This window comes from Streptomyces axinellae, from assembly GCF_039532135.1.
In the GTDB taxonomy this organism is placed as follows: domain Bacteria; phylum Actinomycetota; class Actinomycetes; order Streptomycetales; family Streptomycetaceae; genus Streptomyces; species Streptomyces axinellae.
The window spans coordinates 38,615-64,824 of record NZ_BAAARJ010000006.1; the positions used below are offsets into that span (position 1 = coordinate 38,615).

The window sequence follows — 26,210 nt, forward strand, 5'->3', positions numbered from 1 at the left end:
GGTGGTCGCCCCGATGTGGAGATCCAGTTGGTTGAGGCGCGGAGGCATCGGTGCGGCAGGAGTTGGAGCCAAAGGACCTGATCGAGGTCTGGACGCTTCTTGAGGACGAGGTTGTGCGGCTCCGGAACAAGACCGGGGCGAACGGCTGGGCTTCGCCCTGTTGCTGAAGTTCTTCGAGGTCGAGGCGCGGTTCCCTGAGGGCGCGGGAGAAGTCCCGGCGCCTGCGGTTGCGTAGGTTGCCCAGCAGGTGAAGGTAGCGGCCGAGGAATGGGCCGCGTACGACTGGCAGGGCCGGGCGATCACCCGCCACCGCACGGAGATCCGTACGGCTTTCGGGTTCCGGGCAGGTACCGAGGAGGACCAGGAGCGGCTGGCGGAGTGGCTGGCCGCGGAACTGTGCCCGGTGGAGCTCTCTCGCGAGCGTCTGATGGCGGCCGTGGTGGCCCGGTGCCGTAACGACCACATCGAGCCGCCAGTCCCGGCGAAGGTTCAGCGGCTGGTGGGCCGGGCGGTCACGGACTTCGAGGCCCAGTTCTGCCGCAGTCGGGTGGAGCGGATCTCACACGCGACGCACTCGCGCATGGAGGACCTGGTCGCCGGCAGCGAGGACGATACGGGTGAGGGGGCGGACGGTGAGGGGGGCGGTGTCGGGCGGCGGCCGGTCGCACTTCGCTGTGCTGAAGGCCGACCCGGGGGCGCCGGGCATGGAGAGCCTGCTGGCGGAGGTGAACAAGCTTCAGCGTGTGCGGCGGCTGGAGTTGCCCGCGGACTTGTTCGCGGATGTGTCGGAGAAGCTGGTGGACGCGTGGCGGGCGCGGGCGTCGAAGGAGCACCCGGCGAACCTGGAGCGGATGAAACCGCCCCGGCGCCTGACGCTGCTGGCCGCGCTGTGCCACGTACGGCAGACGGAGATCACCGATTCGCTGGTGGACCTGTTCATCCAGCTCGTACTGAAGATCAACACTTGGGCGGAGCGGAAGGTCGACGAGGAGCTCAACGCCGAGCTGAAGAAGGTCCGGGGCAAGGACGCGATGCTGGTGCGGGTCGCGGAGGCGGCGCTGTCCGAGCCGTCCGGCACGGTGCGGCGGGTGATCTACCCGGTGGTCGGCGGGGAGAAGACGCTCGAGGCCCTCGCCGCGGAGGCTGCGGCGAACGAGGCCCGCTACAAGGCCCGGGTCCGCACGGTGCTGCGGTCGTCGTACTCAGCGCACTGGCGCCGGGTGCTCTCGCCGCTGCTGGGTGCGCTGGAGCTGAAGTGCAACAACACCTCCTACCGGCCGGTGATGGACGCGGTCGACCTGCTCCAGCGCTACCTGGACCAGCCGCTGAAGGAGGGGGCGTTCTTCGATCCGGCGGAGAGCGTGCCGCTGGCGGGGGGTGGTGCCCGAGCAGTGGCGGGCGGTGGTGGACGACAAGGGTCGCATCGAGCGCATCCCGTACGAGCTGTGCGTGCTGGTCGCGCTTCGGGACGCGGTGCGCCGGCGGGAGATCTGGGTGGTGGTGGCGAACCGGTGGCGTAGTTCGGAGGACGACCTGCCCGCGGACTTTGAGGACAACCGGGACGTGCACTACGCCGCGCTGGGCCAGCCGCAGGACGCCCGCGAGTTCATCACCGCCCTGCAAGGCAAGCTCCGCACCTCGCTGGACCGATTCGAGCAGGCGCTGGCGGAGGGCACGACGGGCGGGGTGCCGATCGTCAAGAAGCACGACGAGCCGTGGATCAGGGTCTCCCCGTGCGGCAAGCAGGAAGAGCCGGAGTCCCCTGGTGGCGATCAAGGGGGAGATCGAGCGGCGCTGGGGCACGATCGACCTGCTGGACATCCTGAAGTACGCCGAGTTCGACACCGGCTTCGTTGAGGAGTTCACCTCGGTGGCCACCCGCGAGATGCTGTCGAAGGACGTGCTGTGGTGCCGGCTGCTGCTGGTCCTGTTCGGCCTGGGCACGAACATGGGGATCAAGCGGGTGGCGGTGACCGGCAAGCACGGTGAGCCGGAGGCGACGCTGCGGCGGGTGCGGCACCTGTTCGTCAATCGGGCCAACATGCGCGCGGCCCTGCGGAAGCTGGTGAACGCCACCTTCGCCATCCGCGATGAGATGTGGTGGGGCACCGGCACGGCGTGTGCCTTCGACTGCCGCCAGTTCCCACTGGCTGCCTAATAGTTTATTTAGACTGATAGAGTTCGACTATGCCACGTCGCGCTCTCGACAACCCGATCGTTCTGGCAGTTCTGGGTCTCCTGCTCGAACAGCCCTCGCACCCGCACCAGATGCTCGCCGAACTGCGAAAACGCAGCGACAACCACGCGGCCGCGATCACGCGAGGCACGCTCTACAACACCGTTGCCGCCCTGACCGAAGCGGGATGGCTTGCTTCGCAAGGCCAGCAGCGCTTGGGAAACCGTCCGGAGAGGACCGTCTACGCCCTCACGGAAGAGGGCCGCGACGAACTCGTACGACGGCTGGACTCCCAGATCCGCAACCCAGAACGCGAGTTCTCGCAGTTCCTGGGCGCAGTCACCTATCTCGGCGCCCTCGGGGTGAGCGGCGCGGTGGAGGCCCTGGTTGAGCGTGCCCAGCGCCTTCGGCAACGCACGGCCGCCGATGAAAAACGCCTCGCGGAGGCCCTGGCGGCCGGTGTGCCCCGCCTACACGTCATCGAAGCTGAATACGCGTTGTGCCTCGCTCGCGCTGAGATGGCATGGATCGACTCGGTCATCGACGACCTCCGCACCGGCTCACTGACGTGGCCGACCGACTCGGCGACAACCTCCACACCGCCTGTAACGCCGAACCGAGGGGAATTGAGCGCGTGACACTGACAGCGCATGACGGCATGCTCTTCGGGATCTACCCGGGCGGAGTCGCCGGTGATGACACTGGGGGCCTGGCCGGTGGCCTGCCCGATGACCCGGCCCTCGTATCGAGTGCACTCGACCGTCTCCAGGGCCGACCAGGCCGTCCGTTCCTGGTACGCGCCTACATAGGCTTCGACGATGCCACTCGCCTCGGCGAGCCACACGCGACCGCAGCGCCGGCCGCCGCAGCCCAACACGCCATCCGGGGGCGCCGCTTGGACTTGGTGGCGCAGTACCAGTCCCCAGGCGGAGACGTCGACGGCTACTGCGCCTTCCTGCGCGAACTGGTCGAGCAGTACGGCGCGGTCACGAGCACGTTGCAAGTGACGGAAGAGCCCAACGTCATGTCGAACCCGACGCTGGACGGCTACTATCCGGCGGTGCACGAGGCGATCGTCCGTGGGGTTTCCGTCGTCAAAGCGCGAGCACGTGAACTTGGGTACACAAACCTACGGGTCGGATTCAACACCACCCCTCTCTTCGGGCCAGCAACCTCCTTCGTCACTGAACTGACCAACCTCGGGGGAAAAGACTTCATATCCGATCTGGACTACGTGGGCCTGGACTTCTTTCCCGATGTCTTCCAACCCGTCGACGCATCCGACCTCCCGCACTCTGTCGCGGGACTGCTGCGTCATCACCGTGACTCGGTACTGGCACCCTCCGGCTTGGGACACCTACCGCTGCACATCACCGAGCACGGTTGGCCTACCGGACCCGAACGCCACCCGCACCGGCAGGCCGGCGTCGTCGAGACTGTGGTAGATGTGATCGCCGCCCAATCGAAGCAACTCCACCTGAGCGGTTACACGCATTTTGCGCTGCGAGATGCCGACAGCGCCGAAACGGGATTGTTCCATCAATTCGGGCTCACCACCGATGACTACTCCCCCAAGCCCGCCTTCGACACGATGAAGATGCTCGTCGAACGCTTCAGTGTCTGACGGGAACGACGAGTGCGACAGGCTGTCTCCACCGGATCGCAGTCTGCCCCCATTCTCACAAACGGTCCTTTTTCCGAGCAAGATCAAAGAGGACGGCCCGGCGACCGCGAAGCACCGTTCCGGTTCGCAGAACTCGTTCTCACCCAAAGCTGGGTTCGGGGCATTTCTGAGAATGGTTTGCCACAGCCTCCGGTGCCATGACGGCCCCTCAAGAAGCCTCCCCGAGCGACGCGGACGACGTCGAGCGCCACCCTGCCCGCGCTGCACGGCCGAGCCCGGCTCGCCGTGCCGCTCGCGCTCCGGCGCGGTCGCCGGCACCTACCACCACGTGAAGTACACAGCACACACGAGAAGTTGCGGTGACTGCAAGCCTGGCCATCCTGTCCGGAAAGCGCAGGGCATCCCAGTTGCGGCCCAGGTCTGGACGGCGACTGTCCGAAGGCCGCCCGAAGGGGGGTGCGGCGAACGCGTTCAAGGAACGTCCCTATCCCGGCGCCGAGTTGTGCGAGCCGCCCGGTCGGCAGGGTGATGATCTCGGTGCAGGGCCAGTGTCCGGCGAATCCCGGATGTCGCTCTGCGAGGCCGTGGTGGTGAGCCGGTCGACGGAGAACAGGCCGCGGGGCTCCCGCAGTCGTGCCAGCGGATCGAGTGCAGGCTAGGCGATCCCCAGCCAGGTAGGGTTCTGCCAGCCGCCATGGAGGGGGAGTCGGCGCAGACCGGTGACCCTCATGGCCCGGGTGCGGTTCTCGATGAAGCACACTTCCGCACCCCGGCTGACCAGCAGAATCAGCCGTCCCTACACGCCTGGATCACCTCACCGCGACCGTGGCACCCGGCATCCACCCGACGCGATAGCTGGGCCGTGAGCCTGCCCGCCGAACTGGGGGCCCGTCCGGGGGGTCTGACGAGCCGCCAGGGGAAATTGTGCTCAGTGATGCCTTTGCAACACGAGGCCAAGATGGTTTGCTTTGAGGCATCTTGTTTCGGGCTACCTCGACCCTCTGAGGAGTCGTACATGTGTCATGCCAGTCTGCCCTTAAGGCCGTAATTTCGCGGCCCGTTACGAAGAAGTTCACATACTGGCTCACAGAGCTTCAGGCGACACGAACGGGGTTAAGAGACACTGGTTCTCCTAAAGACTATCGATTTCCGTGAGTGAACAGATTCGTGTCGATTCAGGCCCAAAGCCCCCTTGGAGTACATGGGCTGCCGGTGCCCTGCGACCCGACCCGTCCAACCGTCTGTTCACGTCCTTGAGGTGTGGAGTCATCCGCCTCGGCGCAGGAAGCCAGAGTTCATCGGCGAGCCACGGCCCTGCCCCGCAAGCACGATCGCCAACCTCGCCAGCACCTCACACGCCGCCACCCCCCAACCAGCAAACTGATCAGCCCTGGTGGCGTGGCGATCTCCCGGTACCCGCAGGAGCGCGCCCGCAGACTCTGACGGCTGGGATCGCTCCACTGCCGCACAGCGTCTCGTAAACAAAATGAGGTCGGAAAGATTTTGGAGACAACGGTGTGCACCCCTATATGTGCAGGCACATTGTGCTTACGCACAATGTGCTGAGTATTGAAACCCGCTGAATCCCTGGCATCGTGAGGAGTCCAGGCTACCGCGTATGCCATCAAGTCAAGGAGTTGAGAGCGTGAGCGAGCATTTTTCCCGCAACGATATGCAGCAGCGAGTGGGCGTTGTGAAGAAATTGGCGGGGCCAGGGTACGAGGACCTGCAAACCGCTCTCACCGAGGAACAAGTGGCCGGCAACATCGAGAATTTCGTCGGAGCAGTTCCCGTGCCGCTGGGTCTGTGCGGGCCAGTTGAAATCTTGGGCGAGCACGCGAACGGCTCGTTCATCGTCCCCATGGCGACACTGGAAGGCACGCTGGTGGCATCCTACTCCAGAGGTGTCAAGGCCATGAACATGTCGGGCGGCTGCGAGACGCTGGTCTACGGAGATGCTTTTCTGCGCGGTGTTCAGTTCAATACCGCATCACTGGGCGACGCCGTCCGCCTGTTCACATGGTGCAAGCAGAAAGAAGCGGAGATCAGAAAGCTGACAGCCCGGGACAGTAATCACCTGAGGCCGTTGGAGATAACTTACGAGCACATGGGCTCGTCGGTCCTGCTCTCGATCAGCTGCGATACCGGCGATGCCATGGGCAGCAATATGAGCAGCAAGGCGATCAGTGAAGTGGCCAATTACATCACGGCACACAGCGGATTGGTGCAGGATTGCGTCCTCCCCTATCCGGAGGACAAGAAGTTCCTTCCCGCGCGGCGGAAGGGCAAGAAAGTAGTGGCCCGCACGGTTCTGCGGCGCGATGTCGTTGCTGCTGTCACGCGCACCAGCCTGGAGCGACTTCACCACTTCGTCGCTGATTACAAGAATCTGCTGGCCCTGCACGGCAGCTACTCGCTCAATATCCACGCTGCGAACGGTCTAGCCGGAATGTTTCAGGCATTCGGCCAGGACATGGCCTATCTTGCCGAGTGTTCACAAGCCATCGTCGACACGCGGTTTATCGACAAGGATAAATTGGAGGTGTCGGTCACGCTGCCTACTCTGATCGTAGGGACCGTGGGCGGCGGAACCGGGTTGCCCGCGTACCAGGCGACCTTGTCGATGGTGGGGTGCGCCGGCAGCGGAAAAGCGAAGAAGCTTGCCGAGATCATGACTTCGGTTGTGCTCGCCGGTGAGATCGGGTGTGCTGCTGCGCAATGCGCCCACGAGTTTGTCACCGCCCATGAGACTCTCGGGAAGAACCGCCCTCTGGAAAGCGTCGGCTCGGGTGCTGCGCACAGCGTTCTTCATTGATTGCCGAATTGTCGGAGAGCGGAAGGCCCTGGGGCGCGTGGGCCGCGATGGATCTCCGGTCCATCGGGAAGAGAAATTGGCGTTCGCAAAATTGACACACCCTCAAATAGAGGAGATTCGAAGCTTCGACCAAGCTCACTTGTGGGTTTGAGGCGGCCGAAGGGCCTACCGGCGAGCGGCGACTGGGAATGCCGCAGCTTCAGCTCCTCGGTGCTCTTATCCACGTGCGCAGCCTCGTGAGGTGCGCGTCCACTCAGAACCGTGAACACTGCATGATAGGAAGTCCGTTCATGACGGCATTGCAGGAATCCGTGCCGTACCGCTCGGCCCCGGCGCCTGCCTGGCGCCCAAGGATCGATCCCGAACCGCTCCTGCCCTCTATGGAGCCGCAGCAACTGCTGGGCACTCGTGCAGCCGCCCGGCTCGACCGCGATCTCCTCAAGCGGCTCTATACGGAACTGGTGCGCGGTCGCCGCTACAACACTCAGGCCACCGCCCTCACCAAGCAGGGGCGGCTCGCCGTCTATCCGTCCAGTACCGGCCAGGAGGCCTGCGAGGTCTCCGCGGCTCTCGCATTGCAGGAACGCGACTGGCTCTTCCCCAGCTATCGCGACACTCTCGCCGCTGTCGCTCGCGGGCTGGACCCCGTCCAGGCTCTGGGCCTGCTGCGCGGCGACTGGCACACCGGGTACGACCCCTACAAGCACCGGATCGCCGCACTGTCTACGCCGCTTGCCACTCAGCTTCCGCATGCAGTGGGGTTCGCCCATGCCGCCCGTCTCCGAGGGGATGACCTGGTGGCCCTTGCCATGATCGGCGACGGCGGCACCAGCGAAGGAGACTTCCACGAAGCTCTCACCATCGCCGCGGTGTGGCGTGCCCCTGTCGTCTTCCTCGTCCAGAACAACGGATTCGCGATCTCTGTACCACTCGCCAAACAGACCGCGGCCCCCTCTCTCGCCCACAAGGCGGTCGGCTACGGCATGCCGGGCCGACTCGTCGACGGCAATGACGCCGTCGCTGTACACCAAGTGCTCCAAGAGGCAGTGACCCGAGCCCGCAGTGGCGAAGGCCCAACCCTCGTCGAGGCCATCACATACCGGATCGACGCACACACCAACGCCGACGATGCCACGCGTTACCGCACCGAGGCAGAGGTCGAGACGTGGCGCACACACGACCCCATAGCCTTGATGGAAGAGGGGTTGCAGTCCGCTGGGGTACTGGACGAGGCGGATGTCCGGGCCGCCCATGAATCAGCGGAGCAACTGGCCGCTTACATGCGAGAGGGCATGGCCGATGTCCCTGCCTTGGACCCCATGGACCTTTTCGCTTTCGTCTACGCCGACAAGACCCCCCAGTTGCGCCAGCAGGCCGGCCAGCTCCGAGCCGAGCTGGAGGCCGAGGCGGAGCATGCCGCTGGAACCATCGGACCGCAGCGGGGGAAGGGGGAGCGCCGGTGACCGCCACATCTGCCGTCACGGAACCGGTCGCCCGCATGCGCAAGCCCGCCACCATGGCGCAGGCGCTCAACCGTGCGTTGAGCGATGCCATGGCCGAGGATCCACTCGTTCATGTTCTGGGCGAGGACGTCGGCACTCTCGGCGGCGTTTTCCGTATCACCGACGGTCTCGCTGAGCAGTTCGGGCAGGAGCGCTGTACCGACACTCCATTGGCCGAGGCCGGCATCCTGGGCACCGCAGTGGGAATGGCCATGTACGGACTGCGGCCGGTTGTCGAGATGCAGTTCGACTCCTTCGCCTACCCCGCCCTGGAACAGCTGATCAGCCATGTCTCACGGATGCGTAATCGCACGCGGGGCGCCATGCCGTTGCCCGTCACCATGCGCGTTCCCTATGGCGGAGGCATCGGCGGCGTCGAGCATCACAGTGATTCCTCCGAGGCCTACTACTTCGCGACCCCCGGCCTTCATGTCCTCGCCCCGGCCACCGTTGCCGACGCCTATGGGCTGCTGCGGGCCGCCGTCGCATCCGACGACCCGGTTGTCTTCCTTGAGCCGAAGCGTCTGTACTGGTCGAAGGCCGACTGGGCCCCGGAAGCACCGGAGCCGGTGGCGCCCATCGGGCAGGCTGCGGTCCGGCGAAGAGGGCGCAGCGCGACCCTCATCACCTATGGGCCCTCCGTGCCCGTCTGTTTGGAGGCGGCGGAGGCAGGGCGTGCGGAGGGGTGGGACCTGGAGGTCCTGGACCTGCGCAGCCTGGTGCCCTTCGACGACGACACTGTCTGCGCCTCTGTGCGCGAGACCGGACGGGCCGTCATAGTCCATGAATCGATGGGCTTCGGCGGTCCGGGCGGCGAAATCGCGGCGAGGGTGACGGAACGCTGCTTCCACCACCTTGAGGCGCCGGTGTTGCGGGTCGCAGGTTTCGACATCCCATACCCGCCACCGCACCTGGAGCGGTACTACCTGCCGAGCGTGGACCGCATCCTCGACACGGTGGCCCGTCTCCAGTGGGAGTCGGAGTGGGTGTCCGGGACGCAGAGGCAGGAGCGGTCCTGATGCCCGTGGTGGAGGAATTCCGGCTGCCCGACCTGGGCGAAGGGCTGACAGAAGCGCAGATCGTCCGCTGGCTGATCGACGTCGGCGACATCGTGTCGGTCGATCAGCCGGTTGTGGAAGTCGAGACGGCGAAATCGCTCATGGAGCTGCCATGCCCGTACGAGGGCGTGATCACGGCGCGCTACGGCGACGAAGGCGTCGAGATCCCGGTCGGCGCGCCACTGCTCAACGTCGCGGTCAGCAATCAGCCGGAAGGGTGCGCTCCCGGGTCCGCCCCCCTCCAGGAGGCAGGCTCCGGCAATGTGCTGGTCGGCTACGGCACGGGGGCGCCTGCATCACGCCGCCGCCGGATTCACCACAAGGCCGCGGCGGACGGCGCGCACCCAACCGAGCCGGTTGCCGGCCTCCGCCCCCGCGAGAGGACTACGCCTTCGGGGGTCGAGACGATCTCACCCCCTGCCGTGAGCTCGCCTCTGGTCCGCCGGATGGCACGTGAACACGGGCTGGATCTACGCGAGCTGACCGGTTCCGGGCCGGGAGGACTGATCGTGCGGAGCGACGTCGAGAAGGCCGCAAACTCAGCAGCCGCCGCCGAGCCGCAACCGGGCGAGGCCACGCTCATCGCGCAGTCCAGCGAGGTGGAGCGCATACCGTTGCGCGGCATACACAAGGCCATGGCTGACAAGGTCACCCGCAGCCGTCGGGAGATCCCGGACGCGACCTGCTGGGTACAAGCGGATGCCACCGAGCTGCTGGCCGTCCGCGCCGCCATGCAACGCCAAAGCGAGGGCCGCCTCCAGGACCCGCGAGCTTCGGGAGGAAGCCTCAAGGTCTCCCTGCTCGCCTTGCTCGCTCGTATATGCACGGCCGCACTCGCCCGCTACCCGGAATTGAACTCCATGGTTCATTCCGGAAGCGCGGAGATCGTTCGGCTGCCGGCTGTGCACATCGGGTTCGCCGCGCAGACAGATCGCGGCTTGGTCGTCCCAGTCGTACGAGACGCGCACACCCGCAATACGGGCGAGCTCGCAGCAGAGATCGCAAGGTTGACCGAGGCCGCTCGGGACGGGACCCTCAGACCGACCGAACTGACCGGAGGTACTTTCACACTCAACAACTACGGTGTATTCGGCGTCGACGGCTCGACCCCCATCATCAATCACCCAGAGGTTGCAATGCTGGGCGTAGGCCAGATAGCGAACCGGCCATGGGTCCACAATGGTGAGTTGGCGGTTCGGCGCGTTGTGCAGCTCTCACTGACCTTCGATCACCGGGCATGCGACGGGGCGACAGCCGGAGGGTTCCTCCGATATGTGGCCGACGCCGTAGAGCAACCGGCACTGCTGCTGCATGCTCTGTGAGCGGCCCGGTGCTCCGGCCGGAGCAACGCTCAAGGCTTGTGGATCGGAGCTTCACCCACCGCGCCCGTCCCCGTAGGCCGGTCACGCTTGGCGCAGCATCGAGGCGAGCTCCAGATCCCAATCGGGCCGGGGCTCGCAGCCCGCGGGCGCCTCCTCATAGGAGCTGTCCAGGAAGCGCAGGATGTCGGCAGTCATCAACTGCAACAGGGGCGCACGCCTGCGGTCCTCCCCTTCGGGTGCGTCCAGACTCATGGCGATGCGCTCGGAGTTCAGCGGCCAGATACGGACGGCGCCGACGCCCGAGGGAGTGTCCACTCCCTCGATGAGCAGGTTGCGCGCAAACGTCCACTCCATCGGCTCGTCGCCGCTCGTGCCGCTCATCAGCAAGCGCATCCGCACGGCGAACGGGTCTCCTGGGACGTAGTACAGCATGGCGTGGATTCGCTCAAGCGAGCCCAGGCCAGTATGAACGTCGGCGAAGAGCGACCGGCGTATTTCGGAGACCATGATCAAACCCCTGTTCCTCGTCCTGGAGAGTCGTTCACCTCTGACACAGGAGACGGAAAACGCTCGTCCGAATTTGCCTTTTTGGTCGTTGTTGAGATGTGAATCACGTTTGAGGGTGTTGTAACGCACCCCGTCCTAGCCTTGCAATTTCATGAGGCTTGGCGTCCGATGGGTGGCCAGATAAGCGAGAAGCGCCTCTGACCAGCCAGACTGAGGATTGTCGAAATCCTTGTTCCTGCTAGCATTCGATGGCGGGCCCGGCGGAAAAGTTCACGGAGAGTGCGGTTCTTTTTCCGGGATCGGCCGCTCCGCTCCGGTCCCAGCCGCCCGCTGCGTCCGGCAGCGGCGGGCTGGTCGCGGTGATGCAGCACGACTCTGATCGATGGCACGCGTGCTCTGCCCCGGTACTCAGTTCGAGAGGTGGCCATGCCCGCATTCGCCGATCTGGTCTTCGTCAATGGTTCCGTACTGACCGTTGACTCCCGCTTCACCGTCGCTTCCGCTCTCGCGGTCACCGGCGGCACCATCACCGCTGTCGGTGGCCGCGAGGACATCGCGGCATGCGTCGGCCCCACCACCCGGGTGGTGGACCTCAAGGGCGGAACGCTGCTGCCTGGGATCAACGACTCGCATCTGCACGGCTGTGGGTTCGGGATACGCACACCCCCCATGGCGCTGGATCTCAGCTATCCGGGCGTGGGGTCGATCGCCGATGTGGTGGAGGCTGTCCGGGTCGCTGCCGAACAGACTCCGAGAGGTGAGTGGATATTCGGAATCGGCTGGGACCACGGCTATCTCGCCGAGTGCGTGGACGACTCGTCCCGGCTGCCCACCCGCCAGGACCTGGACGCCGTCAGTCCGCACCATCCGGTGGTGCTCGTGGACTTCTCCGCGCACGTCTCGTGGGTGAACTCGGCCGCCCTCGCCCGTGCCGGGGTCGATCGGGGCACGGTGCCCCCGCCGGGAGGGATCATCGTGGCCGATGAGGCGGGGGAGCCGACGGGCCTGCTGCGGGAAGGCGCGCAGGCGTGTGTTCAACGAGCGGTGCCCGCCCTGACCCGAGAGACTCGGGCCAAGGCCATCCGGTCGGCACTGGCCACACTGCGCGGACTCGGTATCACCAGTTACACGGAGCCCGGCCTCGGCCCCGGCGGCGGCCAGATCATGGGCGGGGCGCTGGCGCAGGAGACCCTGGACGTCTACCGGGAGCTGTCGGCCGCCGGCGAACTGACCGCGCGGGTCAGCGTGCTGCTGCTGCCGACCGGTTTGTCGAGTACGGCGGCGGAGTTCGCGAGAGCGCTGGACGGGATCGAGGCGCCGCCGAGCAGCGACCCGCGCCGGCTGAACGTCATAGGTGTGAAGATCTTCGCCGACGGCATCCCGCCGAACAAGACGGCGTGGATGCACGAGGCATACCTCGGCGGCGGCTGCGGCGCCCTCTGTGTGGGAGGCGACACGGACGACGAACGTGTGGCCCAGATCCGGGAGATGGTGCGTCACGCGCACGCCGCCGGCTACCAGGTGGGGGTGCACGTCACAGGGGACCGAGGTATTGACACCGTCGTCGACGCCTTCGCCGCCGCCGCTGCCGAGTATCCCCGCACCGATGCCCGGCACTACGTCATCCACGGGGATTTCCTCAGTGGCCGCAGCATGAAGACGCTGGCCGAGTACGGCTTCGGCGTCAACATGAACCCCACGATCAAGTGGACCGTCGCCGATCTGGAGCAGGAGTTCGTCGGTCCCGAGCGGGCCGCCTACGCGTGGCCCTACCGTGACGCCATCGACGCCGGGGTCATGGTGGCGAGCAGTTCGGACGCGCCCGTCACCTTCCCCGACTGGCGCCGGGGCATCGCCTCGATGCTGCTTCGGGAGTCGAAGGCCAGCGGTCGGGTCAGCGGCCCCGAGCAGCGCATAGGGCTTGCGGAAGCGGTGCGCACCTATACCGTCAACGCCGCCTGGCAGGATTTCGCCGACGAGTGGAAGGGCACCTTGGAAGTCGGCAAGGTCGCTGACCTGTGCGTGCTCGGAGGCGATCTGCTGACCGCCGACCCGCACGAAATCCCGGGCATGCCGGTCGAACTGACCATGGTCGGCGGCGAGATCGTGCACGACGTTCTCACCGGCTGACTATGGCTGACCGGGGTCGGCCCGCCGCGCACGCCGAGCGAGCGTCCAAGACGCGGACAGCGCGGGCTCGCCGCAGGGCGGAGGCATGGCTCGTCGGCCGGTCACCGTGTTCCCGCCCGCTGGCCGCGCGCCGGACAAGGTCGGTGCGGCGGCGCGTCCGTGGGCGGGGCCGCGGTCCCCGGCCGCGCCCAGGGACGGCAGGACCTCGGCCACCGCGAGAGGCGCGAGGCCCGCACTGGGTGTGGGGCTCAGCGCCCGGGCCCTCGGCGGGCCGGGGTCGTGTTCGGGTTCCGGTTCGCGTTCGGGCCGGCCGGGGTGGCCGCCGGGTCTTGTTGCCGGACGGGCGTGTGCGGACGGTGCTGGTTGCGGTCGAATCCGGCCGGGAGGAACTGGGCCGCCGATTTCTGGTGTGGGGCGTCGTTGCTGCGGACGTGGATGGCGTTGGCGAGCGCCTCGGGCGAGTAGCCGAGGTCCTTGGCCAGTTGAGTGGCTTCGGCTTGGGCCAGCATCTTCTTGAGGGGGGCCATCAGCGCTTTGTCGCGTTCGATGATCCTGTGCGCGGCGGCTTCCATCGCGGGCAGGGGCGTGTCCGGCAGTGGCTTCTCCGCCACCGAGTCGGGGCCGGACCCGGGGCTGTAGGAGGGGGGCTGCCCGGCCTGTGACGAAGGACGCGAGGGGGTCGGTCCTTGGTGCTGCTCGTGTGAGGGAAGGGCCGCCGACTTCGTGTGGGGAGCGTCGTCGCTGCGGACCCGGATTTCGTTGGCGAGTGCCTCGGGCGAGTAGCCGAGGTCTCTGGCCAGTTGAGTGGCTTCGGCTTGGGCCAGCATCTTCTTGAGGGGGGCCATCAGCGCTTTGTCGCGTTCGATGATCCTGTGCGCGGCGGCTTCCATCGCGGCCACCGAGTCGGGGCCGGACCCGGGGCTGTAGGCGGGAGGCGGGCCGGTCGGTGTCGGGGCCGGGGTGGGGGTCGGGGCAGGCGGCGCATACGGGGGCGGAAAAGCCTGTTCTGGTCCGGGGCGTTGCGGTGCGACGGGCTCCCGCTGCCGGCCGGTCAACTGCTGGAACGCCGACCGGATTCTGCGCGCGGCCCGGACCCAGCCGTTGTGGTGGGGAAGGTTCGTGGAGGCGTAGGGCTGCCACGTCTGGTCGATTCTCGCCTGGAGGGCGGCGGTCGACGACCCGTGTGTCGCTGCCAGCCGCCCGAAGGACGAGCCCGCCGCATGCATGTAGGACAAGTCCCTCAGGTGTAGTGCGGACTCTCCGCCGAGCCGGTCCGCCCGTTGGTTCGCCAGGTCCTGTAGCCAGGTGCCGTCTTGCATGAACTGGCCGCCACCTGCGGTGTGCCGCCCGGACTCCATCGCCGAGGCCCAGACCCGCTGCATGTCGGGATCGTTTTCCCGCATGCTCCTCAGGGGCTCGTCCAGGTATTTCGGGCCGAGGCGCTCTTCCCACGCCATCCGCTCCTGCGGACTGAGCTCAGAGACCCTTGGCCGCCTCGGTGCCACAGCAACTCCCGTCCATGTCAATGCTTCGGTCAACGCTTCGCCGGTTCACCACGCTGTCTCTACTACGTACCAGCGCCCCTCCCGGTTCATCCTTCCGCGTGTCTGTAGTGTGCCGGCGTGAACGAGTCCGCATCGGGTCGTCCGCCGTTGCCGAAGGGCTGGCGGCGCTTCCTCTTTCGCCTGCCGATCTGGCTGTTCCGGGCCCGGCTGGGCCGGCTGTTGGGGCAGCGGTTCCTGTTGCTGGAACACGTCGGACGCAAGTCGGGGCACCTGCGGCGGGTCGTGATCGAGGTGGTCGCCCGCGACGATCCCGCCGGGCCTTCCTGGACGGTGGCCGCCGGGTTCGGGCCGCAGTCCGCCTGGTATCAGAATCTGCGGGCCACGCCCCGGGTGACGGTTCACGTCGGTGCCGGGCGCCACGATGTCGTCGCGCGGTTCCTGTCGCCCAGGGAGGGCGGGGAGCTGATGGCGCGGTACGCGGTGCGGCATCCGCGGGTGGCGCGACGGCTGTGCGCCTTCATGGGATTCGAGCTGACGGACGGGAGCCCGGAGGAGTTCCGGCAGGTGGGGACGGCGATTCCGTTCGTGCGGTTCGAGTTGGCCGGCCCGGGCTCGGCTGTCTGCGACGGACCGGACCGGGAGCCGTAATCCTGTCGCGGCGGGGTGGGCGACGGGGGCGGCGTCGTGGCATGCGGTCCGCCGGTCGAACCGAAAAGCGGAGGCTTACGTTTCTCTGGTGAGCGGAATCCCACCAGAGGAGTTCACAATGCCGGACAGGGAACCAAGAGGGCGCGCGGGCGAAGGCCCGTACGGGAGGCGAGGGGGCGCTGAGGGCGTCTTCGGGTCCTCCCAGGGGCGTGAGCGGTACGAGTACCAGTCGCCCTTGCAGCCCGGCGCGGAGGACGGGCTGTTCATGAATCCGCGGCGGGCTCCCGCGCCGCCGCCGGAGGCGTTCACGAACCCGAGACAGGCTCCCCAGCCGCCGACTGCCGTGCCGCGTGCGGAGTCGCCGACTTCCGTGTACTCGGAGCACGCGCCGGAGTCGCCGACTTCGGAGTACTCGCGGGGCGAGACTGGTATCCGCCCCTCGTCCTCGGTGTACTCGGAGCACGCGCCGGAGTCGCCGACTTCGGAGTACTCGCGGGGCGAGACTGGTATCCGCCCCTCGTCCTCGGTGTACTCGGAGCACGCGCCGGAGTCGCCGACTTCGGAGTACTCGCGGGGCGAGACTGGTATCCGCCCCTCGTCCTCGGTGTACTCGGAGCACGCGCCGGGCTCGCCGACTTCGGAGCACGCGCGGGAGGACACGGGCCCTCGCCCCCGGTCCTCGATGTACTCGACAGACCCCAACGGGTATCGTCCCGCGTCGTCCCCCGCATCCTCGTGGGACGAGGCCCGGGGCAGGCCCGAGCCTTCCGCGTACCCGCCGTTCGCGCAGGTGCAGGTGCAGGTGCCGGTGCCGGGCTCGCCAGCAGTCGAGGAGCCGCCCGAGGCCGTCAAACGGTCAGTATTCGAGGTGGACGACAGCTCCGGCGATGAGAAGGAGCAGGGGCTGACGGACCGGCTGGCCCACAACCGGCTGGCCCGCGGCGTCAACCGAGCGGGCCACAGCCTCGCGAGCAGGGTGAGGAACAACCTTCCTCACGTGAACCGGGGCGTGTCGGCACAGAAACAGCAGCAGAAGCGACAGCCGGGGACCGGAGGGGCCGGCCAAGCCGTCCCGGGAGCGAAGCAGTTCACCTCCCAGCAGCCGAACAGCAGCTCGGCACTGGTCAGGAAGCCGCGCGGTCGAAGGTGAGCCGAAGGCCCGTCGACCAGCACGGGGCCCGGCGTACCCGCGCGGGCGAAGTCAGCGAAAGTTCGGCGAGAGAACACGAAGGCAAGGCATGACGATACGCAGCTCGAAGTACACGAAGAAGAAGAGAGCCCTCGGCCTGGTCGCGGGCACCTGCCTGGTGGCCATCGCCCCGTTCGTGGCCGGTTGCTCGGATGACAAGAACGACTCCGAGAAGGCGGCGGCCTCGGACATCACGCCTACGGCCGACCCGGCCGAGAACGTGCCTCGGGAGCCCGACTCCTCGAAGGGCTCCTCGAAGGCGCCCCCCGGGGCCGGCAAGCAGCAGCAGGGGCCCGCGGGGGCGTCCTCCGCGCAGGAGGCGGTGACCCGGTGGGTGTCGGCAGTTGTCCAGGACCGTCCCGAGGAAGCCTGCAAGGTCATGGCGATGCCGGCTGAGGGCAGCAGCGACGAGGCGAAGCCGAAGGCCATGGGCAAGTGCGGCGACAACGAGGCGGAGACGCGGAAGACGAAGAAGCAGCTGAGCCGCTTCCACACCACGTTCACGCCGGACAAGGTGAGCAACCCTCCGCAGGTGAACGTGGCCGAGCCCAAGGGATCCGGTGACAAGGCGGCCGTGGACGGGGATCACATCGCCGTTGACGGGCAGACGCTCAACGCCATCGTCCTCTCCCACTCCACAGGGGTGAAGAAGGGCCAGGTCGATGTCAACGTCAAGACGTCCCGCGTGGACAACAGCTGGTATGTGACCGACCTCGGCCTGTCCGTGGGCTGACCCGAGAGCCGGCGCCCAGCGCGGGGCGCCCAACGGCCGACGCTCAGCGGACCGTTGGATGAACGGGTGTGACGGGGCGGCGGCGCGGTGGCGCGGCTGCCCCCGTCCGTCTTGCGGCCGGGCCGCCGCCACAGGGTGTCCCGGGGCTCGACTCCTCCACGAGTGCGGGCAGGTATGCATGGCCAGGGCAGGAGCGCGCGCTCCTGCCGTGAGCGCCGCTTCGCGGAAGTGCTGACCGGCTCGCGCTCTTCCCCTCGTGGAGGTATGGAATGCGTCGTATCCGCCGTAGGAGATCCACCGTCGGTTTCGCGGTGGCGACCGCCGCCCTGCTCACCGTTCTGGGCTCTGCCACGACGGCCTCGGCCGTCCCGGCTGATAAGCCCCAGGTGCTGGCGAGTTGGACCCAGACCAGCGCTGCCAGCCAGAACGCGTTCCTCGCCGCACGTGCCCGCCAGGGCGACTACGCCGCGTACAACTTCGACTGGTCCACGGACAAGTGCTCCTCGTCCCCGGACAACCCCTTCGGCTTCCCCTTCGAAAACAGCTGTATCCGGCACGACTTCGGTTACCGCAACTACAAGGCCATGGGCGCCTTCGACGCCAACAAGGCCCGCCTCGACAGCGCCTTCTACGAGGACCTCAAGCGTGTGTGCACCCGCTACAGCGGCGCCACGAAGGTCTCCTGCGACGGCCTGGCCTGGACGTACTACCAGGCGGTCCGGGTCGCCGGTACGAAGAAGGCCAGTCCGGTCGGCTGAGCGGTTCAGGGGGTGGGCGGGCCGGGCGGCGGCACCAGCTCTTCGACCGGCTCGGCCCGGACCACCCGAACCCCGCGCTCGGTGAACGGCCGCTCCTGTTCGGTGGCCGCCTCCCAGTCCGTGACCAGCGTCCAGCCGGGCGGCAGCGCGGCCCAGGCGTGGAAGGGGGCCCGGCCCAACTTCGCGGCGTGGGCGAGCACGTAGAGGTGCGTGGCGCGGCGGGCCATCAGCTCCTTCAGCCGGGTCTGGCGCAGATCCGCCTCGCAGATCCCGCCGTCCGCCGTCACCCCGTCCGCCGACAGGAAGACCCGGTCGAACGTCATCCGCTCCAGCGCCGCTTCGGTCAGCGGGCCCACGAACGCCTGGCTGAGCGGGCGCAGCGTCCCGCCCAGGCACTCCACATGGAGCGTCTCGACGTCCGCCAGTTCGTGCAGCGCCGTCAGCCCGGTCGTGGCCACCGTCAGGTCCTTGACCGTGCGCAGTTCGTGGGCCAGCGCCCCCACTGTCGAACCCGCGTCCAGCAATACCGTCTCGCCCGGCCGCACCCGCGCCGCCGCCCACCGGGCGATCGCCCGCTTCTGCGCGTACGCCTCGCCCGTCCGCTGCCGCAGCGACGACTCGGGGTGCGCGGCCAGCGCCATCGCCCCGCCGTACGTGCGGGCGAGCCGCCCGTCGGCGGTGAGCCGGGCGAGATCGCGGCGGATGGTGGAGGCGGTCACGCCGAAGCGCTGTGACAGCTCCTCGACGCCGGCCAGGCCCGTGGTGGTGGCGAGTCGCAGGATCTCCGCGCGCCGGTCCTGGGATCCGATGGGCTGCATCACGTGTCCTTCGCGCTCAAGTGTCCGTCTCGATACGGGGGTTCAGCCGGCGGTGGACATGTGCGCGGCCTGCCGCAGCGCCTCGATCATGCTACCGGCCTCGGCCTTGCCCTTGCCGGCGATGTCGAAGGCGGTGCCGTGGTCTACGGAGGTGCGGATCACCGGGAGGCCGACGGTGAGATTGACCCCGGCCTCGATGCCGAGCACCTTTACCGGCCCGTGGCCCTGGTCGTGGTACATCGCCACGATGAGGTCGTAGTCGCCGCGCGAGGCCAGGAAGAAGGCGGTGTCGGCGGGGAGCGGTCCGCGCGCGTCGATACCGGCCTCGCGCACCTTCTCCAGCGCGGGCACGATCTTCTCCTCCTCCTCGCCGTAGCCGAACAGCCCGTTCTCGCCTGCGTGCGGGTTGATGCCGCAGACGCCGATGACGGGGTGCGGCAGTCCGGCCCGGACCAGGGCCTCGTGGCCGCGCCGTACGGTCCGCTCGACGAGACCGGGCTCGATCCGCGCGACCGCGTCGATCAGACCGATGTGGGTGGTGACGTGAATGACCTTCACCTTCTCGGTGGACAGCATCATCGACACCTCCTCGACCCCGGTCAGGTGCGCCAGCAACTCGGTGTGGCCGGGGTAGAGATGACCGGCCGCGTGCAGGGCTCCCTTGTTGAGCGGCGCGGTGCAGATCCCGTCGATCTCGCCCGCGACCGCCAGCTCCGCCGCGTGCTTGACGTACTCGTACGCCGCGTTGCCCGCCGCGGCCGACAGCTCGCCCCACGGCAGGCCGGGCGGCAGCAGCCCGAGGTCGATGACGTTGACGCGGCCGGGCGGGTACGCGGCCTCGCCGGGCGCCGCGACGGTCACGACCTCGCAGTCGGCGCCGAGAATCCGGGCCGCCTCCCGCAGCCGTGCGGCATCGCCGATCACCACGGGCCGGCACCGGCTCAGCGTTCCGGCGTCCAGTACCGCCGGCACGATCACCTCGGGCCCGACACCGGCGCCGTCACCCATGGTGAGGCCGATCAGGGGGAGGGGCTGCTGCGCGTTCACTGTGTGACTCCTTGACGTGGCGGGGCGGTTGGGGGCTTGGGGGGAGACGGTTCCGGGGCGGCCGGTGGGCACAGGAGGTGGGGGCGTAGCGCGGTGGCGATCCGCAGGAGCGAGTCCGGGCCGCCGAAGCTGCCGGGCCGGGTGACCACCGAGCGCCCCTCGGGGGTCCGGCAGTGCACCGCGCCGTGATGGATCTCCCCGACCGGCCGCAGCGTGGTGATGCCCAGGGCATCGAGTACCCGGCGAGCCGTCTCCCCGCCGGTCAGTACCAGATCGGGCCCGCCGGGCAGCGCCGCCACGGTGCGGGCCAGCCCGCACACCAGGTGGCGCGCCTGGGCCGGGCGGATGCCGTCGGCCCCGTCGATCGAGAGGACGGTGACCGCGTGGGGCGCGAGCGATGGCAGGGGGGCGTGGGCGGGTGCACTGCCGGGGTCGGAGTCCGCGCCGGAGTGGAAGACCGTGCGGGCGGGGGCGGGGGAGTGGCCCTGGGCGTGCGCGTGTTCGCGGGTGTTCGGGCTGAGGTCGGCGTCGGCGTTGACCAGTGATCGGGGGGTCAGCGTCACGTGGTGCGCCCCGGCCGCCACCAAGTGGGCGATCTGAGTGCGGATCACGGGCTCGGCGCTCCCCACGACGACGAGCAGGGGGCGCGCGGCGGCGTGGATACGCTCCGTCGGCGCGTCGTGCGCTGTGCCGTCGCCGATGATCCGGCCCAGGGCCGCCGCCAGCCCGCCGCTGCCCAGCAGCCGGTATCCGGGGCCGAGGGAGAGCGCGGCCTCGGCGATCACCGTCAGGTCGGCGTCGGTCTCGGCGTCGCACACGGGATGCAGCCCCTGCGCGGCGGCGTCCTTCAGCCGGCCGGCGAGGGCGCGGGCTCCCCGTCGCACGGCCCCGACCGGCAGGCAGACGGTGGGCAGTGGCGCGAGCGCCTCGGGGAGCGAGCGGGGCGCAGTACGCCCTTCGGCGCGCCACGCGCCGCTCTCGTGCAGCGGCACGCCCTGGACGTGGACCACGCCCTCGCGCACCACCCGTCCGGTGCCTGGCAGCGCCATGGCCGTCACCACGGCCTCGGCCCCTTCCGCGAACGCGGCGGCCTCGGCTCCCACGTTGCCCCGCAGCAGCGAGTCGGCCTTCTTGTACCACAGAAGCGGCTCGCGGCCGGTGGCGGTGGTGGCCTGGGCGGGGGCCACGCCGGTGCCGCCTTCGGCGTACGGGATTCCGCGCGGGGGGAAGGCGTCCGGCCCGCTCCCGGCCAGGAGCGCGCGTACGGCCTCGGCCGCCGATTCGGGGTCCGCCTGGCGCGAGTCGAGGTCCGTCACGACGGCCGTACGGACACTCCCGGACGCCCACTCGGCCAGGGCGTCCGGGGTGTCCGGGGGCTGCCGCGCTCGTGCCGGGTCCAGCTCCAGCCGCGCGGGCAGCCGGAGCAGTGCGGCCACCTCAGCCGCTCCTGACAGGTCATCAGCAAGTGCCAGAACCGGCGACGCGCTGTTCCAAGGGCACACGAGAACCTCCTTCAAGCCCCGCGCGGGACGCGCATACGGCGCGCGGAATGCGCATGCGATGTGCGGAACGCGCGCTGCGCACTGGGTGACCACGGGGCCGTTGGTGTCCGCCGCTGTCCGCTGTCGCCCGATGATGGCACAGGCTGCGCGATTCGCGCGAGACTCTTGCGCGAAACGCGCAGCCCGTGCGAGCGTGCCGTCCACGCGACAACGACCGTCGCCAACCACCCCTGGGGCGGCGGCGCACGGCACGGCCCTGTACCGGAAGGAAACCGCTCGTGAGCACCGGCCCCGGCACCCACCCCGGCCCAGACCCAGGCCCCGACTCCGCTCCCGGCCGGGCACCAGGCCCGGCCCCGGACCCCGGAACCCGGGGCATCGTCCTGCCCGCCGTCCCATTCCCCCTCTCCCGGCTCGTCCTGGGCACCATGACGTTCGGTGACACCGTGGACCGCGACGGGGCAGCGGCGATGCTGGACGCCGCACTGGACGCGGGCATCACGGGCATCGACACCGCCAACGGCTACGCGGGCGGCGAGAGCGAGCGCATCCTCGCCGGGCTGCTGCCCCGGAGACGCGAGCGGATCGTGCTCGCCACCAAGGCCGGCATCCCCCACCCCGACCAGGGAGACCACCCTCCCCTCTCCCCGACCGGGCTGCGTGCGGCGCTCGAAGGCAGCCTCAAGCGGCTGGGCACCGACCACGTGGACCTCTTCTACCTCCACCAGCCCGACCGCGGCACGCCGCCGGCCGAAACCCTGGCGGCCGTCGCCCAGTTCGCGGCCGAGGGGAAGATCCGCGCTCTCGGGGTCTCCAACTACGCGGCCTGGCAGATCGCGGAGCTGACCCGCACCGCCGACGAGGTGGGCGCCCCGCGCCCCGTCGTCGCCCAGCAGTTGCACAACCTCCTCGCCCGCAGGATCGAGGAGGAATACGTCGAGTACGCCGCCGTCAGCGGGCTGCGCACCATGGTCTACAACCCGCTCTGCGGCGGCCTCCTCACCGGCCGCCACCGCTTCGACGCACAGCCTGCCACCGGCCGCTTCGGCGACTCGAAGCTCGCGCGAATGTACAAGCAGCGCTACTGGCAGGAGGACCTGTTCGCCGCCGTCGGGCAACTGGCCGCCGTCGCCGACGGGGCGGGCCTCCCGCTCACCGAACTCGCGCTGCGCTGGCTCCTGGACCGGCCCTCGACCGACGCGCTCCTCCTCGGCGGCTCCAAGGTGCACCACCTGCGGGCCAACATCGCCGCCGCGCAAGCCGGCCCGCTGCCCGCGGACGTCACCGCCGCGTGCGACACCATCGGCGAGGAGCTGCGCGGCCCGATGCCCGCCTACAACCGCTGAGCCCCCGCCCCGCCCCTACCCCTCCGGAGAGCCCCTTCATGACCACCGCCGCGCACTTCACCGACGCCCTGCGCAAGCGCCAACGCCTCCTCGGCTACTGGTCGTTGCTCGACTCGCCCGTCGCCGCCGAACGCCTCGCCCGGCTCGGGTACGACTACCTCGCCTTCGACGCCCAGCACGGCCTCTTCGGCTACCAGGGCCTCCTCAACAACCTCATCGCCACCGACACCCGGGACTCCACCGCCGTGGGTGTGGTCCGGGTGGAGGCCAACGACCTCACCTGCATCGGACGAGCGCTGGACGCCGGTGCCGCCGCCGTCATCGTGCCGCTCATCGACACCGCGCGGGACGCCGCCGAGGCCGTGGCCGCCGTACGGTACCCGCCGCACGGCCGCCGCTCCTACGGCCCCATGCGCGCCCAGTTGCGGATCGGCCCCGATCCGGCCGACGCCCACGAGCAGACCGCCGTCCTCGCCATGATCGAGACCGCCGACGGGCTCGCCCACGTCGAGGAGATCTGTGCGACCCCGGGCCTCGACGGCATCTACGTGGGCCCCTCGGACCTGCGTCTCGCCCTCGGCGGCCGGACCTCCACGGACCCCGATGTCGCCGAGGAGTTCGAGGCCGCGCTGGTGCGGATCCGGGAGGCCGCCGAGGCCGCGGGGATCGCCGCCGGTATCCACAACGCCGACGGCGCGAGTGCCGCCCGCCGTCTCGATGAGGGCTTCACCTTCGCGAGTGTCGCCGCCGATGTCGTCCACCTCCAGCAGGCCGCCGCCGCGCACCTCGACGCCGCCCGGAACGCCACGGAGCGGAACGTCACGGCCCGGGACGCCACGGGGCGCCGGGACGCCACGGACCGGAGCACCCGCGCATGACCGGTCCGGGACGTACCACCCTCATCACCACGCCGACCTTCGCGCGGCACTCGCCCGACCCGTGGACGCTGCTCGCCCAGAGCGGCGCGGGCCCCGTCCGCCCCCGTGCCGACGCGGCGCTGCCGTACGGCGAACTGCTGGAGCGGATAGCCGGAGCCGACGCGCTCATCGCCGGCATGGACCCGGTCACCGCCGAGGTCATGGACGCCGCCCCGCGCCTGAAGGTCATCGCCAAGCACGGCGTGGGCACCGACACGATCGATGTCGGCGCGGCCCGCGAGCGCGGCATCCCCGTCGTGTACGCGCCCGGCTCCAACTCCCGTGCCGTGGCCGAGTACACCTTCGGCCTCATCCTCGACGCCACCCGCCGGATCACCGCCTCGCACACGGCTGTCGCGGACGGCGAGTGGCCCAAACTCTTCGGCCCCGAACTGCACGGCCGCTGCCTCGGTCTGGTCGGCTTCGGCCGGATCGGCCGCCTCGTCGGCGGCTACGCACGGGCGTTCGGCATGCGGGTGCTGGCGCACGACCCGCACGTGCCCGACGAGTCGGTGTCGAAGGCGGGGGCCGAACCGGTCTCCCTCGACGCGGCGCTCTCCCGCGCCGACGTCCTCAGCCTCCACCTCCCGCCCGCCGGGGCCCCGCTGCTGGACGCCACCCGGCTGGCAGCCGTGCGGCCCGGCGCGATCGTGGTCAACGCCGCGCGCGGTGGGCTCATCGACAGCGACGCGCTCGCCGAGGCCCTGCGCTCCGGCCACCTCGCCGCCGCCGCGCTCGACGCCTTCGCGGTGGAACCCCTCCCGGCCGGTCATGTGCTGCGCACGGCGCCCAACGTGACGCTCACCTCGCACATGGCGGCCTGCACGCCCCAGGCCAACCGCGCGATGGGGCTGATGGTCGCCGAGGACATCGTCCGCGTCCTCGACGGTGAGCCTCCGCACCACACGGCGGACTGACCACCACACGGCGGGCTCACGGCACCACAACGGCGGGCTGAGGGCGCCGCGCCCCTCCCGCTCCCTCCGGCCCCCCTTCCGACTCCCCCTTCCGGCCCTCCCTTCCGGGTCTCCCCGCTCTCCCTTCCGGGTCTCCCCGCTCTCCCTTCCGGGAGCCCCGCTTTCCCTTCCGCTCCGGCGACGGCGCCGGAACCAGCAAAGGAACACCGTGACGACGACCACCGCACCCGCCCCCACGCAGGCCGATCCGTATGCCCTGCGCGCTGAAGACGCCCGCCCGGCGCCCGTCACCTTCACAGCCCGGCTGCGCCATCTCGGGCCCGGCTTCGTGCTGTCCGCCGCCGTCGTCGGCTCCGGCGAGTTGATCACCACCACCGCGCTGGGCGCGAAGGCGGGCTTCGCCCTGCTGTGGCTGGTGGTGCTCTCGACGGCGGTCAAGGTCTGGGTACAGATGGAGCTGGCCCGCTGGACCATCCTCAACGGCCGCCCGGCACTGGAGGGTTACCGGGAAGTCGGCCCCCGCGTCGGCCGCCTGGGCTGGATCAACTGGCTCTGGATCGGCATGGACTTCGCCAAGATGTTCCAGCGCGGCGGCATCATCGGCGGGACCGCCGCCGCGTGTTCGGTGCTGTGGCCGGTCATCGGCGAACCGCTGAGCACCGGCTCCCTCACGCTGTGGGCCCTCGTCGTCACCCTCGCCACGATCTGCCTGCTCCAGTCCGGTAAGTACGGCCTGGTGGAGCGCGCCTGCGTGTTCTCCGTCATCGTCTTCACGGTGATCACGGTCAGCCTCGCGGTGGGCCTGCCCGCCACCGAATTCGGCTACGGCGCGGGCGACATCGGGGGCGGGTTCAGCTTCGAGATACCCGCCGGCACCGTCGGCATCGCCCTCGCCGTCTTCGGCATCACGGGAGTCGGCGCCGACGAGATGACGACGTACACCTACTGGTGCATGGAGAAGGGCTACGCCCGCTGGACCGGCCCCGACGACGGCAGCGAGGAGCGGGCCCGGCGGGCCGAGGGCTGGATCAAGGTGATGCGGCTGGACACGCTGACCGGGCTGGCCGTGTGCGTGCTGTGCACGCTGTCCTTCTACACCATCGGCGCGGCCGTGCTGAACCCCCAGCACCTCGTCCCCGAGGGCAACCAGATGATCACGACGCTCTCCCGTATCTACACCGACACCATGGGGCCCTGGGCCGAATACCTCTTTCTCATCGGCGCGTTCGCCGTCCTCTTCTCCACCCTCATCGGCTCCACCGCCTCCGTGCCCCGGCTGTGGACCAACACCCTCGGCCTGCTCGGCGTCATCGACTGGACCGACGTACGTGCCCGAACCCGCACCATCCGCCTCCTCACCTGGATCCTGCCGCTGGTGTGGGCCTGCTTCTTCCTGTGGATCCAGTCCCCGGTCCTGATGGTGCAGGTCGGCGGCATCGGCGGCGGCGTCTTCCTGCTCGCCGTGGTCGTCGCGGTCTGGCGACTCCGCTACACCGGCGTCCCGAAGCGCTTCCGCGCCAACCCCTGGCTGACCGCCGCGCTGGTCCTCAGCAGCGTCGCCATCCTCTGCGTCGGCGTCTACGGGATCCTGGAGACGCTGGGCGTGGTGACCGGGGGATAGCCGGCCACCCGGCGCCACCCGGCCCTACGTGGCGGATCCGCCCCAGCCCCAGCGGCCACCTGCTGACGCGTCCGT

23 protein-coding genes and 1 pseudogene are annotated in these 26,210 nt (G+C 69.2%); 18 read left to right on the forward strand and 6 right to left on the reverse strand.

Translation table 11 applies throughout. From position 1 onward, the window contains the following. Window positions 1-247: 247 nt before the first annotated feature. The 10 genes and pseudogenes from ABD339_RS33755 to ABD339_RS10435 form a co-directional block, all read left to right on the forward strand. Window positions 248-499: pseudogene (locus ABD339_RS33755) on the forward strand (DUF4158 domain-containing protein); the annotation flags it as partial. 133 nt (window positions 500-632) lie between these two features. Further along, entirely contained in the window at window positions 633-1,520 is an 888-nt protein-coding gene (locus ABD339_RS10395; protein ID WP_344564516.1) for a hypothetical protein, read from the forward strand. Beyond that, complete coding sequence (locus ABD339_RS10400; protein ID WP_344564518.1) at window positions 1,495-1,857, forward strand: hypothetical protein; 363 nt, start codon at window positions 1,495-1,497, stop codon at window positions 1,855-1,857. Before ABD339_RS10395 ends, ABD339_RS10400 begins: the two co-directional genes overlap by 26 nt. Further along, on the forward strand, window positions 1,766-2,158 hold the full coding sequence (locus ABD339_RS10405) for a Tn3 family transposase (protein WP_344564520.1): 393 nt from the start codon (window positions 1,766-1,768) through the stop codon (window positions 2,156-2,158). Before ABD339_RS10400 ends, ABD339_RS10405 begins: the two co-directional genes overlap by 92 nt. A gap of 29 nt (window positions 2,159-2,187) precedes the next feature. Beyond that, entirely contained in the window at window positions 2,188-2,814 is a 627-nt protein-coding gene (locus tag ABD339_RS10410; protein WP_344564522.1) for a PadR family transcriptional regulator, read from the forward strand. 20 nt (window positions 2,815-2,834) lie between these two features. Continuing rightward, window positions 2,835-3,800 carry a hypothetical protein gene (locus tag ABD339_RS10415; protein WP_344565045.1) on the forward strand — a complete coding sequence of 322 codons (966 nt, stop codon included), beginning with the start codon at window positions 2,835-2,837 and terminating at the stop codon, window positions 3,798-3,800. 1,645 nt (window positions 3,801-5,445) lie between these two features. After that, on the forward strand, window positions 5,446-6,615 hold the full coding sequence (locus ABD339_RS10420) for a 3-hydroxy-3-methylglutaryl-CoA reductase (RefSeq protein ID WP_344564524.1): 1,170 nt from the start codon (window positions 5,446-5,448) through the stop codon (window positions 6,613-6,615). Window positions 6,616-6,905: 290 nt separating this feature from the next. After that, the gene (gene pdhA / locus ABD339_RS10425; protein ID WP_344564526.1) at window positions 6,906-8,078 is read left to right on the forward strand and encodes a pyruvate dehydrogenase (acetyl-transferring) E1 component subunit alpha; all 1,173 of its coding nucleotides are present in this window, start codon (window positions 6,906-6,908) and stop codon (window positions 8,076-8,078) included. 35 nt (window positions 8,079-8,113) lie between these two features. Further along, window positions 8,114-9,136: an alpha-ketoacid dehydrogenase subunit beta gene (locus ABD339_RS10430; RefSeq protein WP_344565047.1), complete on the forward strand. Its 1,023-nt coding sequence runs from the start codon at window positions 8,114-8,116 to the stop codon at window positions 9,134-9,136. Then, window positions 9,136-10,497, forward strand: a complete 1,362-nt coding sequence (locus ABD339_RS10435; RefSeq protein ID WP_344564527.1) for a dihydrolipoamide acetyltransferase family protein — start codon at window positions 9,136-9,138, stop codon at window positions 10,495-10,497. The genes ABD339_RS10430 and ABD339_RS10435 overlap by 1 nt, the downstream gene beginning before the upstream one ends. Before the next feature lie 81 nt (window positions 10,498-10,578). Here ABD339_RS10435 and ABD339_RS10440 read toward each other — a convergent pair whose 3' ends face one another. Continuing rightward, window positions 10,579-11,004, reverse strand: a complete 426-nt coding sequence (locus ABD339_RS10440; RefSeq protein ID WP_344564528.1) for an SsgA family sporulation/cell division regulator — start codon at window positions 11,002-11,004, stop codon at window positions 10,579-10,581. 426 nt (window positions 11,005-11,430) lie between these two features. On the opposite strand from ABD339_RS10440, the gene ABD339_RS10445 reads away from it, so the two are divergent. Next, complete coding sequence (locus ABD339_RS10445; RefSeq protein WP_344564530.1) at window positions 11,431-13,134, forward strand: amidohydrolase; 1,704 nt, start codon at window positions 11,431-11,433, stop codon at window positions 13,132-13,134. A gap of 248 nt (window positions 13,135-13,382) precedes the next feature. On the opposite strand, the gene ABD339_RS10450 is transcribed toward ABD339_RS10445, so the two are convergent. Further along, entirely contained in the window at window positions 13,383-14,591 is a 1,209-nt protein-coding gene (locus tag ABD339_RS10450) for a hypothetical protein (protein ID WP_344564532.1), read from the reverse strand. Between the two features lie 165 nt (window positions 14,592-14,756). Here ABD339_RS10450 and ABD339_RS10455 point away from each other — a divergent pair, with 165 nt between their 5' ends. Next, window positions 14,757-15,287 carry a nitroreductase family deazaflavin-dependent oxidoreductase gene (locus ABD339_RS10455; protein WP_344564534.1) on the forward strand — a complete coding sequence of 177 codons (531 nt, stop codon included), beginning with the start codon at window positions 14,757-14,759 and terminating at the stop codon, window positions 15,285-15,287. 75 nt (window positions 15,288-15,362) lie between these two features. Here ABD339_RS10455 and ABD339_RS10460 read toward each other — a convergent pair whose 3' ends face one another. Further along, window positions 15,363-16,139: a hypothetical protein gene (locus ABD339_RS10460; RefSeq protein ID WP_344564536.1), complete on the reverse strand. Its 777-nt coding sequence runs from the start codon at window positions 16,137-16,139 to the stop codon at window positions 15,363-15,365. 386 nt (window positions 16,140-16,525) lie between these two features. On the opposite strand from ABD339_RS10460, the gene ABD339_RS10465 reads away from it, so the two are divergent. Both ABD339_RS10465 and ABD339_RS10470 read left to right on the forward strand, forming a co-directional pair. Beyond that, the gene (locus ABD339_RS10465; RefSeq protein WP_344564538.1) at window positions 16,526-17,209 is read left to right on the forward strand and encodes a hypothetical protein; all 684 of its coding nucleotides are present in this window, start codon (window positions 16,526-16,528) and stop codon (window positions 17,207-17,209) included. A 269-nt stretch (window positions 17,210-17,478) separates the two neighbouring features. Further along, window positions 17,479-17,967 carry a phospholipase gene (locus ABD339_RS10470; protein WP_344564540.1) on the forward strand — a complete coding sequence of 163 codons (489 nt, stop codon included), beginning with the start codon at window positions 17,479-17,481 and terminating at the stop codon, window positions 17,965-17,967. Between the two features lie 5 nt (window positions 17,968-17,972). On the opposite strand, the gene ABD339_RS10475 is transcribed toward ABD339_RS10470, so the two are convergent. Genes ABD339_RS10475 through ABD339_RS10485 form a run of 3 tightly spaced genes read right to left on the reverse strand, consistent with a single transcriptional unit; the run spans window position 17,973 to window position 21,427 of the window. After that, complete coding sequence (locus ABD339_RS10475; RefSeq protein ID WP_344564542.1) at window positions 17,973-18,785, reverse strand: DeoR/GlpR family DNA-binding transcription regulator; 813 nt, start codon at window positions 18,783-18,785, stop codon at window positions 17,973-17,975. 42 nt (window positions 18,786-18,827) lie between these two features. Continuing rightward, window positions 18,828-19,832, reverse strand: coding sequence for a 4-hydroxythreonine-4-phosphate dehydrogenase PdxA (gene pdxA / locus ABD339_RS10480; RefSeq protein WP_344564544.1), 1,005 nt, complete (start codon window positions 19,830-19,832; stop codon window positions 18,828-18,830). Beyond that, entirely contained in the window at window positions 19,829-21,427 is a 1,599-nt protein-coding gene (locus tag ABD339_RS10485) for a four-carbon acid sugar kinase family protein (RefSeq protein WP_425575950.1), read from the reverse strand. The genes pdxA and ABD339_RS10485 overlap by 4 nt, the downstream gene beginning before the upstream one ends. A 185-nt stretch (window positions 21,428-21,612) precedes the next feature. Here ABD339_RS10485 and ABD339_RS10490 point away from each other — a divergent pair, with 185 nt between their 5' ends. From ABD339_RS10490 to ABD339_RS10505, 4 genes are all read left to right on the forward strand, one after another. Beyond that, on the forward strand, window positions 21,613-22,680 hold the full coding sequence (locus ABD339_RS10490) for an aldo/keto reductase (protein ID WP_425575951.1): 1,068 nt from the start codon (window positions 21,613-21,615) through the stop codon (window positions 22,678-22,680). A 38-nt stretch (window positions 22,681-22,718) separates the two neighbouring features. Further along, the gene (locus ABD339_RS10495) at window positions 22,719-23,558 is read left to right on the forward strand and encodes an HpcH/HpaI aldolase family protein (protein ID WP_344564548.1); all 840 of its coding nucleotides are present in this window, start codon (window positions 22,719-22,721) and stop codon (window positions 23,556-23,558) included. Further along, a complete protein-coding gene (locus ABD339_RS10500; protein ID WP_344564550.1) occupies window positions 23,555-24,514 on the forward strand; it encodes a phosphoglycerate dehydrogenase in 960 nt (319 codons plus the stop codon). Before ABD339_RS10495 ends, ABD339_RS10500 begins: the two co-directional genes overlap by 4 nt. A gap of 208 nt (window positions 24,515-24,722) precedes the next feature. Beyond that, window positions 24,723-26,135, forward strand: a complete 1,413-nt coding sequence (locus tag ABD339_RS10505; RefSeq protein ID WP_344564552.1) for an Nramp family divalent metal transporter — start codon at window positions 24,723-24,725, stop codon at window positions 26,133-26,135. The last annotated feature ends 75 nt before the right edge of the window (window positions 26,136-26,210 follow it).